At 69.3% G+C, this 16047-nt stretch carries 15 protein-coding genes; 4 read left to right on the top strand and 11 right to left on the bottom strand.

All coding sequences use genetic code 11. The features are described 5' to 3' along the window. The first annotated feature begins 174 nt into the window (after window positions 1-174). The 4 genes from OG381_RS04420 (at window position 175) to OG381_RS04405 (ending at window position 5104) form a co-directional block, all read left to right on the top strand. Window positions 175-1137: a carbohydrate kinase family protein gene (locus OG381_RS04420; protein ID WP_327714767.1), complete on the top strand. Its 963-nt coding sequence runs from the start codon at window positions 175-177 to the stop codon at window positions 1135-1137. Between the two features lie 216 nt (window positions 1138-1353). Then, the gene (locus OG381_RS04415; RefSeq protein WP_327714766.1) at window positions 1354-3915 is read left to right on the top strand and encodes a GH32 C-terminal domain-containing protein; all 2562 of its coding nucleotides are present in this window, start codon (window positions 1354-1356) and stop codon (window positions 3913-3915) included. Window positions 3916-3991: 76 nt separating this feature from the next. Then, a complete protein-coding gene (locus tag OG381_RS04410) occupies window positions 3992-4285 on the top strand; it encodes a putative quinol monooxygenase (protein ID WP_327714765.1) in 294 nt (97 codons plus the stop codon). A 57-nt stretch (window positions 4286-4342) separates the two neighbouring features. After that, window positions 4343-5104 (top strand): PIG-L deacetylase family protein, encoded by a 762-nt coding sequence (locus tag OG381_RS04405; protein WP_327714764.1) that lies wholly within the window; start codon window positions 4343-4345, stop codon window positions 5102-5104. Here the strand turns inward: OG381_RS04405 and OG381_RS04400 are convergent. The 11 genes from OG381_RS04400 to OG381_RS04350 form a co-directional block, all read right to left on the bottom strand. After that, window positions 5082-5555 carry a nitroreductase family deazaflavin-dependent oxidoreductase gene (locus OG381_RS04400; RefSeq protein WP_327714763.1) on the bottom strand — a complete coding sequence of 158 codons (474 nt, stop codon included), beginning with the start codon at window positions 5553-5555 and terminating at the stop codon, window positions 5082-5084. The two genes, OG381_RS04405 and OG381_RS04400, sit on opposite strands and share 23 nt — an antisense overlap. A 312-nt stretch (window positions 5556-5867) precedes the next feature. Further along, window positions 5868-6854 carry an aldo/keto reductase gene (locus OG381_RS04395; protein WP_327714762.1) on the bottom strand — a complete coding sequence of 329 codons (987 nt, stop codon included), beginning with the start codon at window positions 6852-6854 and terminating at the stop codon, window positions 5868-5870. Window positions 6855-6891: 37 nt separating this feature from the next. Next, the gene (locus OG381_RS04390; protein ID WP_327714761.1) at window positions 6892-7851 is read right to left on the bottom strand and encodes an amidohydrolase family protein; all 960 of its coding nucleotides are present in this window, start codon (window positions 7849-7851) and stop codon (window positions 6892-6894) included. A 54-nt stretch (window positions 7852-7905) separates the two neighbouring features. Beyond that, complete coding sequence (locus OG381_RS04385) at window positions 7906-9492, bottom strand: Na+/H+ antiporter (RefSeq protein ID WP_327714760.1); 1587 nt, start codon at window positions 9490-9492, stop codon at window positions 7906-7908. A gap of 75 nt (window positions 9493-9567) precedes the next feature. Beyond that, the gene (locus tag OG381_RS04380) at window positions 9568-10584 is read right to left on the bottom strand and encodes a zinc-dependent alcohol dehydrogenase family protein (protein WP_327714759.1); all 1017 of its coding nucleotides are present in this window, start codon (window positions 10582-10584) and stop codon (window positions 9568-9570) included. A 153-nt stretch (window positions 10585-10737) separates the two neighbouring features. Next, on the bottom strand, window positions 10738-11667 hold the full coding sequence (locus OG381_RS04375; RefSeq protein ID WP_327714758.1) for an NADP-dependent oxidoreductase: 930 nt from the start codon (window positions 11665-11667) through the stop codon (window positions 10738-10740). Between the two features lie 122 nt (window positions 11668-11789). Beyond that, entirely contained in the window at window positions 11790-13046 is a 1257-nt protein-coding gene (locus OG381_RS04370; protein ID WP_327714757.1) for an MFS transporter, read from the bottom strand. Between the two features lie 137 nt (window positions 13047-13183). Next, on the bottom strand, window positions 13184-14053 hold the full coding sequence (locus OG381_RS04365; protein WP_327714756.1) for a helix-turn-helix domain-containing protein: 870 nt from the start codon (window positions 14051-14053) through the stop codon (window positions 13184-13186). A gap of 180 nt (window positions 14054-14233) precedes the next feature. Beyond that, the gene (locus OG381_RS04360) at window positions 14234-14932 is read right to left on the bottom strand and encodes a type 1 glutamine amidotransferase domain-containing protein (protein WP_327714755.1); all 699 of its coding nucleotides are present in this window, start codon (window positions 14930-14932) and stop codon (window positions 14234-14236) included. A gap of 38 nt (window positions 14933-14970) precedes the next feature. Continuing rightward, window positions 14971-15363 carry a nuclear transport factor 2 family protein gene (locus OG381_RS04355; RefSeq protein ID WP_327714754.1) on the bottom strand — a complete coding sequence of 131 codons (393 nt, stop codon included), beginning with the start codon at window positions 15361-15363 and terminating at the stop codon, window positions 14971-14973. A gap of 48 nt (window positions 15364-15411) precedes the next feature. After that, window positions 15412-16011 (bottom strand): flavodoxin family protein, encoded by a 600-nt coding sequence (locus OG381_RS04350; RefSeq protein WP_327714753.1) that lies wholly within the window; start codon window positions 16009-16011, stop codon window positions 15412-15414. Window positions 16012-16047 lie beyond the last annotated feature (36 nt).

Below are 16047 nucleotides of genomic sequence, written 5' to 3'. Positions count from 1 at the left end.
CGTTGACACTGCTTGGCCAGGATGATGGACTCCGCTTCCGGGCAACGTCAATGCCTTGTGCCCGTCACAAATCGGCAACGCCCGCGAGCGTCGCCGCCCGAAGCGGTTCGGCGAACGCCCGCGACGTGCCCGTTTCTGTCCGCGCGTTCCCAGAGTTCCGAGAGTGAGCAGCCCATGAGCCCGCGCCAGATCACCGTCCTGGGCGAGTGCGTCGCCGACGCGTTCACCGAACCCGCAGCCTCCCGGAACGAGCTCGCCCTGCGGGTGCTGCCCGGCGGCGGACCCGCCAACACGGCGGCGGCCCTGGCCCGGCTGGGAACCCCGGCCCGCTTCCTCGCGCGGCTGTCCGGCGACGTGTTCGGCCGCCTGTTCCGGGCCCATCTGGAGGCGTCCGGAGTCGACCTCTCGTGCGCCGTGGACGCCGCCGAGCCCAGCACGCTGGCCGTGGCCGAGCTGGACGCTCAGGGACAGGCCACGTTCTCCTTCCACGCGCAGGCCACCGCGGACTGGCAGTGGACGGGCGCGGAACTGGCCGGGGTGGACCTGACCGACACCGCCTGCGTGCACACCGGATCACTGGCCCTGGTCAAGGAACCCGGGGCGGCGGTGGTGGAGGACTTCCTGGCCGCGGCCGCCTCCCGGGCCACCATCAGCGTCGACCCCAACGTCCGCCCGCTCCTGGTGCGCCCCGAGGTCTACCGCGCCCGGCTGACGCACTGGTGCGGCCTCGCGGACGTGCTGCGGCTGAGCGAGGACGACCTGGATCTACTGCTGCCCGGAACACCGCCCGAGCAGGCGTGCGACACCTGGCATGCGGCGGGGGCGCGGCTCGTCGTGATCACGCGCGGTGCCGACGGCGCCCTGGCCTCACTCGACGGGGAACGGGTCACGGTGCCCGCGGTGACCACACAGGTCGTCGACACGGTCGGTGCCGGGGACTCCTTCACCGCCGGCCTGCTGCACCACCTCGGCGCCCACGGGCTTCTGGGAGGCCGGCTGACGGACCTGCGCCTCGACGATGTCGAGGCGGCCTGCCGTTTCGGCACCCGCGTCGCGGCCCTGACCTGCTCGGTCGCCGGCCCCAACCCGCCGTGGCAGAGCCGGCTGACCCAGATCGCCACGGCCGACCGCGCATGACAGGCGGGCATGGCCCTCAACACGACATCGCGGCAACACCGTTGACGCACCGGCCGGATTGCCTACATCATCGGGCCACTCGATGTCATCGATGACACAAGTCAACGATGACACCCCCTGCCCATGCCATGGACGACGGCGCCGAGAAGGGCGTCACTTTCCGCCGGACCCGCGCCGGGCAGCTTCGTCGCGCGGACGGCCGGCACAGGAGACCTCATGAGCTCTGGACGTGTATCCCGGCATGCCCGCATACGGATGATCGCGGCGGTGGCGACCGTCTGCGCCCTGTCGGCGGCCCCGCTCGCCCCCCAGGCCGTCGCCGCCGACACCCCGCCGTACTCCGAGAAGTACCGCCCCCAGTTCCACTTCACGCCCGAGAAGAACTGGATGAACGACCCCAACGGCCTCGTGTACTACAAGGGCGAATACCACCTCTTCTACCAGTACAACCCGGGCGGCAACTCGTGGGGCGACATGTCCTGGGGGCACGCGGTGAGCGAGGACCTCGTCCACTGGAAGGACCTGCCGCTCGCCCTGTCGCACGACGACAACGAGATGGTGTTCTCCGGCAGCGCGGTCATCGACCGGGACAACACCACCGGCTTCGGCGCGAAGAAGAACCCGGCCATGGTGGCGATCTACACCAGTCACAACAAGGCGACGGGCACCCAGGCGCAGTCCCTCGCCTACAGCACCGACCGCGGCCGCACCTGGACGAAGTACCAGGGCAATCCCGTCATCGACATCGGCTCCAAGGACTTCCGCGATCCCAAGGTCCAGTGGTACGCGCCCACGAAGAGCTGGCTGATGACGGTGTCGATGTCCGCCGAACACAAGGTGCGCTTCTACTCCTCCAAGAACCTCAAGGACTGGACGCTGCAGAGCGAGTTCGGGCCGGCGGGCGCGACGGGCGGCGTGTGGGAGTGCCCGGATCTGTTTCCCCTCGCGGTCGACGGCGACAAGAAGAAGATCAAGTGGGTCCTGGTCGTCAACATCAACCCCGGTGGTATCGCGGGCGGTTCGGCCGCCCAGTACTTCGTCGGCGACTTCGACGGCAAGAAGTTCACCGCCGACGACAAGGGCACCTACACCCCGCCCACCGGCACGGTGACGCAGGACTTCGAGGGCACCGACTTCGGTACGTGGACGACCACGGGCAGCGCGTTCGGCCAGGCGCCGGCAGCCGGGGCGGTGGACGGGCAGGGCACGGTCGACGGCTACGACGGCAAGGGCCTGGCCAACAGCTTCCACTCGGGTGACGCCACCACCGGCACCCTGACCTCGCCCCCCTTCACCGTCGACAGCAAGTACCTGAACTTCAAGGTCGGTGGCGGTCGCCACCCGCACGTGGACGGCACCGTCATGGAGCAGCAGGACCCGCCCGCGGGCAGGGTCCTCGCCGACTTCGAGGGCGGCACCTACGGCGACTGGACGACGACCGGGGACGCCTTCGGCACCGCACCGGCCACCGGCACCCTCGGCGGCCAGCAGGAGGTCTCCGGGTTCCTGGGCGACGGCCTGGCCAACAGCTTCCTGGGCGGCGACGCCACCACCGGCACGCTCACCTCGCCCGAGTTCACCATCGACAAGAACTACGTCAACTTCCTTGTGGGCGGCGGCAACCACCCCGCCGGCTCCGACAACCCGACCGCGATCGAGCTGCTGGTCGACGGCAAGGCGGTCCGCAGCGCCACCGGAGGCGACGGCGAGGCACTCAACTGGGCCTCCTGGGACGTCAAGGACCTCGCCGGCAAGAAGGCACAGATCAAGATCGTCGACGACAACAGCGGCGGCTGGGGCCACCTCAACGTCGACCACATCATGCTCTCCGACACCCAGGCCCAGCCTGTCTCACAGGAGACGTCCGTCAACCTGATCGTCGACGGCAAGGTCGTCCAGAGCGCCACCGGATCCAACAGCGAGACCCTGGACTGGGCCTCCTTCGACATGCGCCCCTACGCCGGCAAACAGGCACGGATCCAGCTCGTCGACATGAACACCGCCGGCTGGGGCCACCTCCTCGCCGACCGGTTCACCACCGCCGACACCGCCGCGAAGTCCGTCGTCCAGCGCGCCGACTGGGCCGACTACGGCAAGGACTACTACGCGGCGGTGTCCTGGGAGGGCGCGCCGGACGGCAAGCGGTACATGATCGGTTGGATGAACAACTGGGACTACGGCGGCGCGGTCCCCACCTCGCCCTGGCGCGGTGCGCAGAGCATCCCCCGGGAGATGACCCTGCGTACGGTCGACGGACGTGTCCGGCTGACCAGCCGGCCCGTCGACAGCGTGACGTCCCTGCGCCACGAGCCCCCGGCGACCGCGGCGGGCGTCACCGTGAAGAACACCGCCGAGACCCTGATCGGCCCCGCGGCCCAGGGCAAGGCTCTCGACATCGAGGCGACCTTCTCCCTCCAGGACGCCGCCCGGTTCGGCCTGAAGGTGCGTACCGGCGCCGGGGGAGAGGAGACCGTCATCGGCTACGACACCACGACACAGGAGCTGTACGTCGACCGCACCCACTCCGGCGCTGTCGACTTCAACAGCACCTTCCCCGGCGTCCAGACCGCGCCTCTGAAGGCCAAGAACGGCAAGGTGAAGCTGCGGATCCTCGTCGACTGGTCGTCCGTCGAGGTCTTCGGCGGCAGCGGCGAGGCCGTCATCACCGACCAGATCTTCCCCGACCCCGCCAGCCAGGGAGTGCAGGTCTTCGCCGAGAACGGCTCGGTGAAGCTGGACCAGGCCGTCGTCTGGCACCTCGACTCCTACCGCGACTGACGCCGACGGATCTCAACCTTCCTTCCCGACCATCCCGACCTTCCCGACCGACTTCGACCCCGGAGGACACCACACCGTGAACAAGACCCTGCTCGCCGAGTTCACCGCCCGCGAGGGAGCACAGGACGAGGTATCCCACCTGCTCCTGGAGTACGCCAAGCAGGTGCGCGAGGAAGAAGGCAACATCGCCTTCGACGTCTACACCAAGGCGGCCGCCCCACGCGCCTTCTGGATCTTCGAGGTGTACCGCGACGAGGACGCCTTCCAAGCGCACTTGAAGGCACCGTACGGCGCTCCGTTCAACGCGGCGCTCGTCCCGCTGATCGAGGAAGACGCCTCGGTGCTGACTTTCCTCGATCCGGTGACCTGACGCGCTGACCGCGCCCTCCCCCTTGGACTCGTGCACGTGAAGGGGAAGGATGGCCGCATGACATTGCCTGCGTTACCCGAGGAGTCCTTCCAGCGCGTGCTCTGTGTCGTCGCGCACCCGGACGACATGGAGTACGGCGTGTCCGCGGCCGTCGCTCGCTGGACCGCGCGCGGCATCGAGGTCGGCTACCTCCTGCTCACCCGCGGTGAGGCCGGCATGCCGAATCCTCCCGAGGAGACGGCACGCCTGCGTGTCGCCGAGCAACAGGCCGCCTGCGCCGTCGTCGGCGTCAAGCACCTGACCGTCCTCGAACATCCGGACGGAGTCCTCGTCTACGGCCTCGACCTGCGCCGGGACATCTGTCGGGAGATCCGCCGGTTCAAGCCCGATGTCGTGCTCGGCACCGGTTACGACATCGAGACGCCCTTCGGCTTCGACCAGGCCGACCACCGCGCGGCCGGGCTCGCGACGCTCGACGCGGTGCGCGACGCGGGCAACCGGTGGGTCTTCCCGGAACAGGTCGACGACGAGGACCTCCCACCGCACTCCGTGCGCTGGCTCATCCTCCCCGGCCTCCCGGGCTCCGGCGCGACCCACGGCGTCGACGTGACGGGCGAGCCGCTGCGCCGCGGCGTCGCCTCGCTCGAGGCGCACGCCGCGTACCTGGCCGCGCTCCCTGACCACCCGGCTCCCGCGGACTTCATCCCGAAGTTCGCCGCGCTGAGCGGCAAGGCCATGGGCGTCGAGCACGCCGTCCTGTTCCGTGCCCACGACCTCCAGGCGCCACCGGAGTTCTTCACCGAAGCCGAACAGGACTGACCCGGGAGTTCTGCGGAGTGAGCAGGACGATCGGGATTTCGCGGCTCGTCTTCTGCGCGTACTCGTCGTACAGCGGGAAGATGCGCGCCATCCGGGGCCAGAGGACCTCACGCTCGGCCGGGGACGCGACCCGGGCGCGCGCGGTGAACCGACGGCCGCCGACCTGCACCCCGACGCTCGGATCCGCCCGGAGGTTCTTGAACCACGCCGGATCGTCGTCGGCGCCGCCTTTGGAGGCGACGACGACGAAGTCCTCGCCCGCGGTGCCGTAGATCAGGCACGTGCGGCGCGGGATGCCGGTCCTGCGTCCGGTGGTGGCGAGCAGGAGCGTGTAGACGCCGTTCGACTCGTGCCCCTCGGTGCCGCCCGAGGCGAGATACGTCCGAGTCTGCTCAGCGACCCAGTCCCACTGCGAGTCGGTGGCGTGGTCGAGGTCATCTGCGACAGCCATGACGACGGTCCCTTCTGATGGCACGCGGCCCGTCGTGGCCGCTCGTGTCCCTGGGACGGAGCCGACGCCGTGTTCTCGACACAGGACCGGCCCCCCTCGACAGCGCATCCGCCACACCGCCTCCGCTGTCCTGCTCCACCAAGAACAGGCAGTACGTCGTCCTGGTGGCCCGCCGCGCGGGGTCCTCGAGGTGCTGGGGCCGGGGTTCGGACCGAACTGGGTCGAGGTCTTACCCGACTTCGTCACGTCATGGGGCATCGACAACCCTGCATACCCGCCACCCGCTCCCGACGAGGACTGAGCCCGCACCTGTTACTTGTCGACCAGCGACATGTGGTGCTCGTTGTAGCGGTCTCCCTGTACGCCGACGTGACGAGCGAGTTCGTTGAGGTCCGCCAGTTCGTCGGCGGACAGCGGGAGTTGGGTGGCGCCGGTGTTCTCCTCGACGCGCGCGAGGCGCCGCGTTCCGGGAATCGGAACGATCGACGGGTGCTGCGCGAGCAGCCAGGCGAGGGCGACCTGCCCCGGTGTGGCGTCCTTGGCCTGGGCGAGCGTCGCGATGTGCTCGACGAGAACCTGATTCGCGGCCCGGTTTTCGGCGGTGAACCGCGGAATGGTGGTGCGGACGTCGTCGGCCGCGAACGGCGTCGACGCGTCCACTGACCCGGTCAGGAACCCCTTGCCGAGCGGGCTGAAGGGGACGAATCCGATCCCGAGTGCGGCGCACGTCGGCAGGGCCTCTGCTTCGGGGTCCCGGGTCCACAGCGAGTACTCGCTCTGCACTGCCGCCACCGGGTGGACCGAGTGAGCACGGCGGATGGTCTCGGCACCGGCTTCCGAGAGCCCGAAGCAGCGGACCTTGCCCTCCTGCACGCGCTCGCCCACCGTGCCGGCGACGTCTTCGATCGGCACCTCCGGATCAACGCGGTGCTGGTAGAACAGGTCGATGCACTCGACCCCGAGCCGTTCGAGGGAGGCCGTGGCGACGGCACGGATCTGCTCGGGCCGACTGTCGAGTCCGACCGAGGCACCGTTCTCGATGCGGAACCCGAACTTCGTGGCGATCACCACTTGTTCACGCACCGGCGCGAGCGCTTCTCCGACGAGTTCCTCGTTGACGTAGGGCCCGTACACCTCCGCGGTGTCGAAAAGCGTGACCCCGCGGTCGACGGCGCCGCGGAGCACGGCGATCATGTCGTTTCGATCACCGGGGTTGGGGCCATAGCTCTGGGACATGCCCATGGCGCCGAGGCCGATGGCGGATACCCGGAGGTCTCGCCCGAGCGTTCGCGTGTGCATTCTTCCTCCTTGATGATGCCAAAACGGGTCGGATCGTTCACCGCGCTGCCCCCGGGAACAGACGCCGGGCGTTGGCCGTGGTCAGGGAACGCCAGGTGGTCCCCTCCACCGGTGACTCGGTGGCGTCGATCGCCGCGATGTGGGCGTCGGCCAGTGGGGGAGGCGTCCAGCAGTAGTCGCTGCCGAACAGCACGCGGTCCGTGTCGACGAGGTTCAGCAGCGCGGGGACCTGGCGTGGGAAGGCGGTGCCCGCCAAGTCGTAGTACAGGCCCCGTAGTTGCTGCACCGCGTCGAGTGAGGGTGCGTTCTCCGAGGGCACGAACAGTTTCATGAACTCGTTGATGCGGTCGGCCAGGACAGGGATCGCGCCGCCGCAGTGGGGAACGATCACGCGCATGTTGGGGTGACGTGTCAGGACGCCCGCCATCACCAGGTCCGTGACGGTGCGGGCGGTGTCGAAGATGTACTCGACCATCGGGCGCGGGCGGCCGAGTGCGGACTGTTCCCAGCACACCGGTGAGGTGGGGTGCAGGAAGACCACGGCCCGGCGGCGGTCGAGTTCGGCGAAGACCGGGTCGAGGCGCTGATCGCCCAGGTACACGCCGTGCGTGTGTGTCAGCAGGGCCACGCCGTCGGCGCCGAGTTCGTCGAAGGCGAAGGCGATCTCCTCCAACGCGCCGTCCACGTCCGGCAGGGGGAGCGACACGAAGTTGCCGAAGCGGCCGGGGTGGTCCCGGGTCAGCTCGGCGGTGTACTCGTTGACGCGCCGGGCCAGGAGCCGGGCCGCCTTGTCGTCGCCGAAGTGCACGCCGGGAGACGACATCGACAGCATCGCGGTCTCGATGCCGTTGCGGTCCATCAGATCCAGGTGGGCTCCCACGGACCACTGCGGCCAGCCGCCCATGCCGTCAGGGTGGGCGTGGCCCGCCGCTGTCGCCCGCTGGACGTAGAAGTCGGGCAGGAGATGGGCGTGTACGTCGATGAGGCCGGAGGACATGGCGGCGGGGTCCCTTCACGTGGGGCTTGGTCGAGGCCGGGTGTCGGAGCCGGCTCACTCCACCTGCTCGCGACCGGCCAGGCGTACCTCTTCGTTGTCCAGGGTTGCCTGGAGCCGGCGCAGCACGGTGTCGTCGATGTCCCGCTCGTCGCGCAGGCGCACGACGGTCGCGCGCTTGTGGGCGATGAGGGCGAGGCGCAGGTCGGTGTAGTGGCGGTTGTGGAGCAGGGCGGGATCGTCGTCGGTGCCCGCGCCCTGGGCTCGTACGGTGGCCAGGTGGGCCTCGTACTCCTGGCGCAGCCACTCCATGACCTTCGGGGTGGTGCCCAGTTCGGCGGCGAGTCGCGGCAGTGCCTCGATGGCTTCCTCGGTTGCCGTGGTCTCGGCGAGGACGTGCTCCTCGTCGACTGAGGTGTCGTGCGGCAGCCGGGCCCAGCGCACGACGCCGGGCAGCAGCAGTCCCTGCACCACGAGGGTCACCACGATGACGCCGGAGGTGACGAAGACGATGAAGTCGCGGTCGGGGAACGGCGCGCCGGAGTCGAGGGTCACCGGTACCGAGAGGGCCACGGCGAGCGACACGGCGCCCCGGAAGCCCGCGAGGCCGCTGACGACGCGGGCACGGTCACTGATTCTGCGCAGCCGCTGTTGGGGACGCCGGTCGATGGCGCGGATCAGGTAGGCGGAGGAGAACAGGAACGCGAACCTGACCGCGACCAGCACCACGCTGACCATGCCGATCGCGATCAGGGCGTCTTGGAGATCCGACCGGTTCAAGTGGCGGAGCGCGTACTGGAGTTCCACTCCGACCAGGACGAACAGTGCGCCGTTGATGATGAAGGTGAGCAGCGGCCAGAAGGCCAGTGCCTGGCGGCGGTGATCGGCGCGGATGAGGCTGGGTGCGACCTGGGCCATGATCAGCCCGCTCACGACGACGGCGAGGACACCGGAGGCGTGGATCAGTTCGGCGAGCAGATACGCCGTGAACGGGGCCAGGATCATGACGAGATTGCCGAGCAGGGGATCGGCCAGGCGGCGCCGCAGGTTCATGTTGACCCAGGCGACCGCCACACCGACCGCTGCCCCGCCGCCGTAGGCCAGCAGGAACAGCGCTCCGACGTGCGGCAGGGTGAGGTGCTCCTCGCCGACGGTGAGCCCGACCGCCAGGCCGAAGATGACCAGTGCCGTGCCGTCGTTGACGAGGCTTTCGGCACGCAGCACGGTGACCTGACGGCGCGGCAGAGAGCGGGCCAGGACACCTACCGCCGTCGCGTCGGTCGGCGCCACTGCGGCGCCCAGGGCCCACGCCGGCCCCCACGGCAGCCCGAGCGCGTGCCCCGCGACCGCCACGGCCCCTGCGGTGAGGATCACCAGGACCGTGCTGAGCAGCACGATGCCGCGCAGATTCGAACGGATCTCCCGCATGGACGTGGTGAGACTTTCCCAGTACAGCAACACCGGCAGGAAGAGCAGCAGCACCACCTCCGGCGGAAGCTGCGTCTGGCGCACGGCTGGGACCAGCCCCACAAGAGCACCCACGACAAGCAGCACGACGGGCGGCGCGACGCCGAGGCGCTGCGCCACGGCCTGTCCGACCAGCACGGCCACGCCCAGGAGTACGACGAGTTCGAGTCCGATCATGGTGCCTACTCCTGTGTCGGGCGGACTGCTGACGGAGGTGGGCGGCCTCCACCGGCAGTGTGAGCGGACCTCATGTCACGGACGCAGCAACGCCTTGACGGCGCGGCGCTCGTCCATGGCCTTATAGCCTTCGGCGGCCTCGTCCAGGGACAGGGTGAGGTCGAAGACCTTGCCCGGATGGATACGGCCGCTGAGGACGCGGTCGATCAGGTCGGGAAGGTAGGCGCGTACGGGGGCGGGACCACCGCGCAGGCCGACGTGGGAGAAGAACAGTTGCAGACCGTCGATCTGCACGTCGTGCGGCATGCCGACGAAGCCGACGTTGCCGCCCGGGCGGGTGGACTGGAGGGCCTGCTGCATCGACTGCTGGGTACCGACGCACTCGAGGACGGAGTCGGCGCCGATGCCGTTCGTCAGTTCCTTGACGCGGGCGACGCCTTCCTCGCCGCGCTCGGTGACGATGTCGGTGGCACCGAACTCCAGGGCGAGCTTCTGCCGGGACTCGTGCCGGCTCATGGCGATGATCCGTTCGGCGCCCAGTTCCTTCGCGGCGATGACGCCGGACAGGCCGACCGCGCCGTCACCGACGACCACGGCCGTCGCACCGGGCTTGACCTCGGCTGCCTTGGCGGCGTACCAGCCGGTGCCCATGACGTCGGACAGGGCCAGCAGGTCCGGGATGAGCTCCTCGGACGGCTGCTCCGGGGTGGCGACCAGGGTTCCGTCGGCGAGGGGCACGCGGACGTACTCGGCCTGGCAGCCGTTGACCCACTGCGCGTGCTGGCAGGAGGTGTGATAGCCGGCCCGGCAGATCGGACAGGTGTTGTCGGAGGCGACGAAGGAGCCGATGACGAACTGGCCCGGCTTGACGCTCGATACGTCGCTGCCGACCTCCTCGACGATGCCGACGTACTCATGGCCGATCGGCTGCGGCCCGGTGACCGGCAGGACACCCCGGTAACTCCACAGATCGGAGCCGCACACACAGGCGGCGACGGTACGGACGACCGCGTCCGTCGGTGCCGTGATCCTCGGTTCCGGGGCGTTCTCCACACGGATGTCACCGGGGGCGTGAATGATGGTTGCTCGCATGGTGCCTTCTCAGTCGGACTGGTCGGTGTTGTCCACGATTTGCTTGAGCCGCGTCATCGCGGTTATGGCGTTGGGTCACCCGGTGCGCCCGCAAAGGAAAAGAATTCCATCCGGGGAATGACTCATCCAGGGGAGTAATCCTTACCCCCCTTCTCAGAAGGTGAGGATCAGTCGGCCACGGGTTCCGCCCGCGGCGAGGAGGCGGTGCGCTTCGGCCGCCTGTTCCGCCGGCAACGTCTTCGCGACACGCAGGGTGAGGCTGCCCGCCTCCACCTGCTGTCGGAGCCGGTCGAGCTTGGCGCGCTCCCTGGCGTAGCGGAACACGACGACCGGCTCGAAGACGACGCCTCGTTCGCCGGGTCCGTCGAACCCTCGCAGCGTCACCACTCGGCCGCCGTCGCGGACCGCCCGAGCGGTGAGAGCGCCGAGCGACGCGGCGTCGACGAGTCCGTCGACACCTTCAGGGATTGCGGCGCGTACCCGGTTCGGATATTCGGCACCGCGGCGGAGTACGACGTCGGCACCCAGTTCCTTGACCAGGGTCTCGTCCTGCTCCGAGGCGTCGGCCACCACGCGCAGCCCGTCCGCCTTGGCCAGCTGGACGGCGTAACCGCCGACCGCCCCGGCAGCTCCGGTGATCGCGAGAGTCCGACCGGGTTCCAGGCCGAGCGTGTCCAGTGCCAGGCGCGCGGTCAGGCCGTTCATCGGCAGCGACGCCGCCTGCGCGTCGGTCGCACCGTGAGGAGCGCGGACGACCGAGTCCACCGGCACCACGACCTGCTCGGCGTAGGCGCCCTGCGAGCCGTTGGGGAGCACGATCGCCATCACGGGGTCGCCGACGCTCAGGTCCGTGTCCACACCCGGGCCTATCCGGTCCACGACCCCGGCGGCTTCCATGCCGGGAACGAACGGCGGCTGGGCGTCCGGCGATCCCGGGCCGCCGCGCTGCAAGGCGTCTACCGCGTTGACCGTCGCCGCGTGCACCCGGATCCGTACCTCGCCGGGACCGGCTTCGGGGGCGGGCAGCTCCAAGACCCGAAGCACCTCCGGCCCGCCGAATTCCGTGAAACCTACCGCCTTCATCGAATTACCTCATTGCTCGGCATGCGTTCATTGAGGATTTCGATATTCGCCTCTCGCGCAAGCCGGGAAAAGGGGAAGGTTCTTGGCTGGTACAGGCCTATAGGGGGGAGAGATCCTCCCCCCTATACCGCCGACGAGAGTCGCAGCGGGCCCCGGCGTCCGAGCGCCCACACGAGGAGTGCGAAGCCGCTCAGGACCATTCCCGCGATCATCACTGCCGTCCAGCCGCCCGTCGTCCACAGCACCGAAGCGACGGCCGAACCGACCGCGCCGCCGAGGAAGTTGCCCGTGACGAAGGCCGTGTTGAGCCTGCTGCGCGCCTCGTTGGACACGGCGAGCATCCGCGACTGGTTGAGCAGGTTGACGCCCTGGACCGCCACGTCGAGCAGGACGATCACGACCACGAGGAGCGCCACCGAGTGCCCGGCGAACGTTGCCAGGGCGAACGACGCCAGGACCAGGGCCCACGCGATTCCGGTCGCGGGCAACGACAACCCACGGTCGTGCAGTCGGCCGGCCCGTTGCGCGGCGAGGGCACCCGCCACACCGAGGAGCCCGAACAGCCCGATCGCGGTCACGGAATAGCTGAACGGCGGGGCGCTGAGCAGGAACGTCAGCGACGTCCAGAACATGGTGAACGAGGCGAACGCCGTCGCTCCCAGGACCAGGGTCCAGCGCACCGTGCGCTCACGTCGTACGACCGTCCAGACAGAGGCGATGAGAGCGGGGTAGGGAATGTGGGTCTTCGGCGGAAGCGACGGGATCGCGCGGTGCAGCAGCGCCGCGAACAGGACGGCGACGGCCGCCGCCACGACGTAGATGGTGCGCCAGCCGGCGGCACCGGCGATCAGACCGCTGACCGTGCGGGATACGAGGATGCCGGTGAGGATGCCCGACACCACGGTCCCGACCACGGCGCCGCGATTGTCGTCGTCGGCGAGGTCACCGGCGAGGGGCGCGAGCAGCTGTCCGGAGACGGTCGTCACGCCCAGCAGCGTGATGGCGCCCAGCAGCATTCCGAATGACGGCGCCAGCGCGCACAGGAGCAGCGCGATCGCGGAGCACAGCAGTATGACGGGAATGAGCCTTCGCCGGTCGCGTACGTCACCGAGCGGCACGAGGAGGAGGATGCCCGTCGCGTAGCCGATCTGGGTGGCCGTGACGAGCCACCCCGCGGCCGCGGTCGAGGCGTGCAGGTCCTGTGCGATGAAGTCGAGCAGCGGCTGCGCCCAGTAGAGGTTCCCGACGGCCGCACCGCCCGCGATGGCGAACAGGAAGGTCAGCCCGCGGGTCATGAACGTCCCGTGCGTGGCCGGTGGCGTCAGGGCTTCGGGTTCGGTCGCAGTCGGCGGTGGCCCTGACTTGTCCGGCGTGGCCATGGTCCTTCTCCTCCAGGTGGGGCTTGATGCGCGAGACAGCGGGTGAGATCGCTCTTCCGTTCAGCGATGCTCGCTGACTTCTGCGAGCCCGTGCAGGGGAGACTTTCCGACCAGGAAAGCCCAGTGATCGCGTGCGCTCACGCGATGGTGCCGGAGGCCGTCCGCTTCTGTTCGGCAGCCCAGGAGGACAGGAGACGCAGGCCGTCGTGGGACGAGGAGCCGGGTTCGGCGTTCCACACGATGATGTGCTGGTCGGGGTCCGTGCCACAGGTGAGCGTGTTCCAGTCGAGGGTCAGCTCGCCCACCACCGGATGGCGGAGCTTCTTGACGCCCTTGCCCCGCATCGCGACGTCGTGTTCGGTCCACCACTCCCGGAACTGTGCGTCACGGGCGGAGAGTTCCTCGACCAGAGCGGTCAGGCGCTCGTCGCCGGGGTAGCGCGCGCTCTCCATACGTAGCTGGGCGATGGCCAGCCGGGTGACCTCCTCCCAGTCGGCGTACAGCTCGCGCATCCAGGGTTCGGTGAACAGCAGCCGGACGAACACGCGCTCCTGCTCCGGGTAGTCCCCGAAGTCGGTCCACAGGGCGGCGGCGAGCTGGTTCCAGCCAAGGATGTCGGTGCGCCGGCCGATGACGAAGGCCGGGGAGGCGGAGAGGTCGTCCAGCATGCGCTGAAGCTGCGTGTCCACCTGCTGACGGTCACCTGACACGGGCGGGCGCACTCTCTCCTTCGCCGCGAGCTCGAAGAGATAGGTCCGCTGGTCCTCGCTCAGACGGAGCACCTTGGCGATCTCGTCGAGCAGGGGCGCCGATGCCTGGAGTCGGCCCTGCTCGATCCGGGTGTAGTACTCGGTGCTGATCGCGGCGAGAAGAGCCACTTCCTCGCGGCGCAGACCGCTCACACGTCGTCGTTGCCCGCCGCGGAGTCCGACCTCGGAAGGGCTGAGCTCTGCGCGGCGGGCCTTGAGGAACTCACCCAGCTCGTTCAGATGGGGGTTGCGGTTCATGATCTCCAGCCTCGCACAGAAGCCCGGCGTTGTAACGGGGCGAGCGTCTTGCCCTGTGGGACCGGCCGAGGTGCGAGGACCATACCGACGACGACCTGTTCGGGCGGTACGCGGAAGACGACTCGGCGGCCCGGAATGCGTACCGGGCCGCCGAGCCGTCTTCCGTGCGCGGCTGAGGTGTCAGCTCAGTGCCTTGACCAACTCCTGGGCCAGCGGAACCGCCGAGCCCGGGTTCTGGCCGGTGAACAGGGTGCGGTCGACCTCGACGTGCTGGGTGAACGGCTCGGCCTCGCGGTAGTCGGCCCCGAGGTCGCTGACGAGGCGGTCCTGGAGCAGCCACTTCGCGCGGTCCGCGAGGCCGTTCAGCTTCTCCTCGGCGTTGGAGAGGCCGGTCAGGCGGTAGCCGGTGAACGGGGACGTCCCGTCGGGGCCGATGGTGGCCAGCAGTGCGGCCGGGCCGTGGCACACCAGGGACACCAGCTTGCCGGAAGCGAGCCACTCGGTGAGCAGCCTGCCGGAGGCGGCGTTGTCCGGCAGGTCCTCCATCGGGCCCCAGCCGCCGGGGTAGAACACGGCCGCGTAGTCGTCGATGGCCACGTCCTCGATGCGCATCGGGTGGGCCAGCTCGGTGGCCTCGCGCAGTGCGGTCCGCATGCGCTCGGCGCCTTCCTCGCCTCCGTTGAACTCCGCGGTGAGGCTGAGCGCGTCCGCCGTGGGCGGTACACCGCCGGGTGTCGCGGCCGCGATCTCGAATCCTGCCTCCTTGAAGACCTGGTACGGGCCGATTGCTTCCTCGGCCCAGAAGCCGGCCGGCTGTCGGGTGCCGTCGGCCAGGGTCCAGTGGTCGGACGCGGTGATCACGAAGAGGATCTTCGCCATGGTGTGCTCCTGATGGCCTGATGAAGTGGTGGGGGTTTTCAGCCCTTGAGGGCTTCCTGGAGGACGTGGCTGTCGGCGGCCTGCCGCATGCTCACGGCCTTGCCGTCGCGGACGGTCCACAGGTGGATGAACCGGACGTCGGCCTTGTTCCCGGTCTTGGTCTCGGCGTGGTAGTGCCCGAACACGAAGACGTGGCCCTCGTCGTCCGCGTAGAACTCCTCGGGCACCGCGCCGAAGGACTCGTAGTTCGGCATCGTCCTGCCGAAGAAGTCCTGTGCCGCACTGGCCCAACCGTGGTACACGCCGCTGTTCGGGAAGCCGGGGGTGATGTCCCAGACGAGGTCGGGGGCCATGACCTCGCTGGTGACCTCCGGGGACATTCCGGACTCGTACAGTCGGCGGATGAGGGCGAGGCTCGCGGAGTCGGACATGGTGAGCTCCTTGCGTGGGGGATGGGACAGGGGAAACGTGGCTTGCGATCAGGCGGCGAGGGCGGCGCGCCCGGCGCGGAAGACCGCGGCCTGGCGCGCGACGCGCGCACCCAGGTGTTCGGCGGTGGCGATGTCCGACGTGTGGACCGCTTCCGGACCGGCATCCGTGGGGCTCTGGGCGCCGGCGCCCAGGAAGAAGCCGAGCCGGTTGATGTCGTCCTCGCTGCCCGTGGTGGAATCCCAGCCCGGCTGCAGACCCAGGCTGATCCAGTGCATGCCGTGCTGGGCGGCCATGGTGGCGAAGTAGCCCAGGGTGGATGACTTGTCGCCGCTCTTGGCACCGGAGTTGGTGAAGCCCGCGGCGAGCTTGTCCACCCAGGTCTGGGAGTACCAGCGCTTGGTGCTGGCCTGGGCGAACGCGTGGAAGGCCGCGGAGGCGGTACCCATGTACGTGGGGGAACCGAAGATGATCGCGTCGGCGGCGTCCAGCTGTGCCCACTGCTCGTCGGTGATGGTGTCGACGGAGATCGAGACCACCTCGGCGCCGGCTCCCGCAGCCCCCCGCGCCACGGCTTCGGCGACGACGGCTGTGTGGCCGTAGCCCGAATGAAAGGCAACGGCGACTGACGGCGGGGCGGAATGGGACATGGTGTCGTGCTCCTCGAATGCGCGTGTTCTGCTTGT

This window comes from Streptomyces sp. NBC_00490 (assembly GCF_036013645.1).
Lineage (GTDB): Bacteria > Actinomycetota > Actinomycetes > Streptomycetales > Streptomycetaceae > Streptomyces > Streptomyces canus_F.
The sequence above is the reverse complement of the archived record's forward strand: the minus strand, read 5'-3'. Positions and strand labels throughout refer to the sequence as shown.

Bases quoted from the DNA above. Each gene is read 5' to 3' on its own strand.
- OG381_RS04385 (WP_327714760.1), bottom strand. From the start codon at position 9,492: ATGATCGGACTCGAACTCGTCGTACTCCTGGGCGTGGCCGTGCTGGTC.
- OG381_RS04380 (WP_327714759.1), bottom strand. From the start codon at position 10,584: ATGCGAGCAACCATCATTCACGCCCCCGGTGACATCCGTGTGGAGAAC.
- OG381_RS04395 (WP_327714762.1), bottom strand. From the start codon at position 6,854: ATGCACACGCGAACGCTCGGGCGAGACCTCCGGGTATCCGCCATCGGC.
- OG381_RS04360 (WP_327714755.1), bottom strand. From the start codon at position 14,932: ATGGCGAAGATCCTCTTCGTGATCACCGCGTCCGACCACTGGACCCTG.
- OG381_RS04355 (WP_327714754.1), bottom strand. From the start codon at position 15,363: ATGTCCGACTCCGCGAGCCTCGCCCTCATCCGCCGACTGTACGAGTCC.
- OG381_RS04405 (WP_327714764.1), top strand. From the start codon at position 4,343: ATGACATTGCCTGCGTTACCCGAGGAGTCCTTCCAGCGCGTGCTCTGT.
- OG381_RS04370 (WP_327714757.1), bottom strand. From the start codon at position 13,046: ATGGCCACGCCGGACAAGTCAGGGCCACCGCCGACTGCGACCGAACCC.
- OG381_RS04350 (WP_327714753.1), bottom strand. From the start codon at position 16,011: ATGTCCCATTCCGCCCCGCCGTCAGTCGCCGTTGCCTTTCATTCGGGC.
- OG381_RS04420 (WP_327714767.1), top strand. From the start codon at position 175: ATGAGCCCGCGCCAGATCACCGTCCTGGGCGAGTGCGTCGCCGACGCG.
- OG381_RS04390 (WP_327714761.1), bottom strand. From the start codon at position 7,851: ATGTCCTCCGGCCTCATCGACGTACACGCCCATCTCCTGCCCGACTTC.
- OG381_RS04375 (WP_327714758.1), bottom strand. From the start codon at position 11,667: ATGAAGGCGGTAGGTTTCACGGAATTCGGCGGGCCGGAGGTGCTTCGG.
- OG381_RS04400 (WP_327714763.1), bottom strand. From the start codon at position 5,555: ATGGCTGTCGCAGATGACCTCGACCACGCCACCGACTCGCAGTGGGAC.
- OG381_RS04365 (WP_327714756.1), bottom strand. From the start codon at position 14,053: ATGAACCGCAACCCCCATCTGAACGAGCTGGGTGAGTTCCTCAAGGCC.
- OG381_RS04415 (WP_327714766.1), top strand. From the start codon at position 1,354: ATGAGCTCTGGACGTGTATCCCGGCATGCCCGCATACGGATGATCGCG.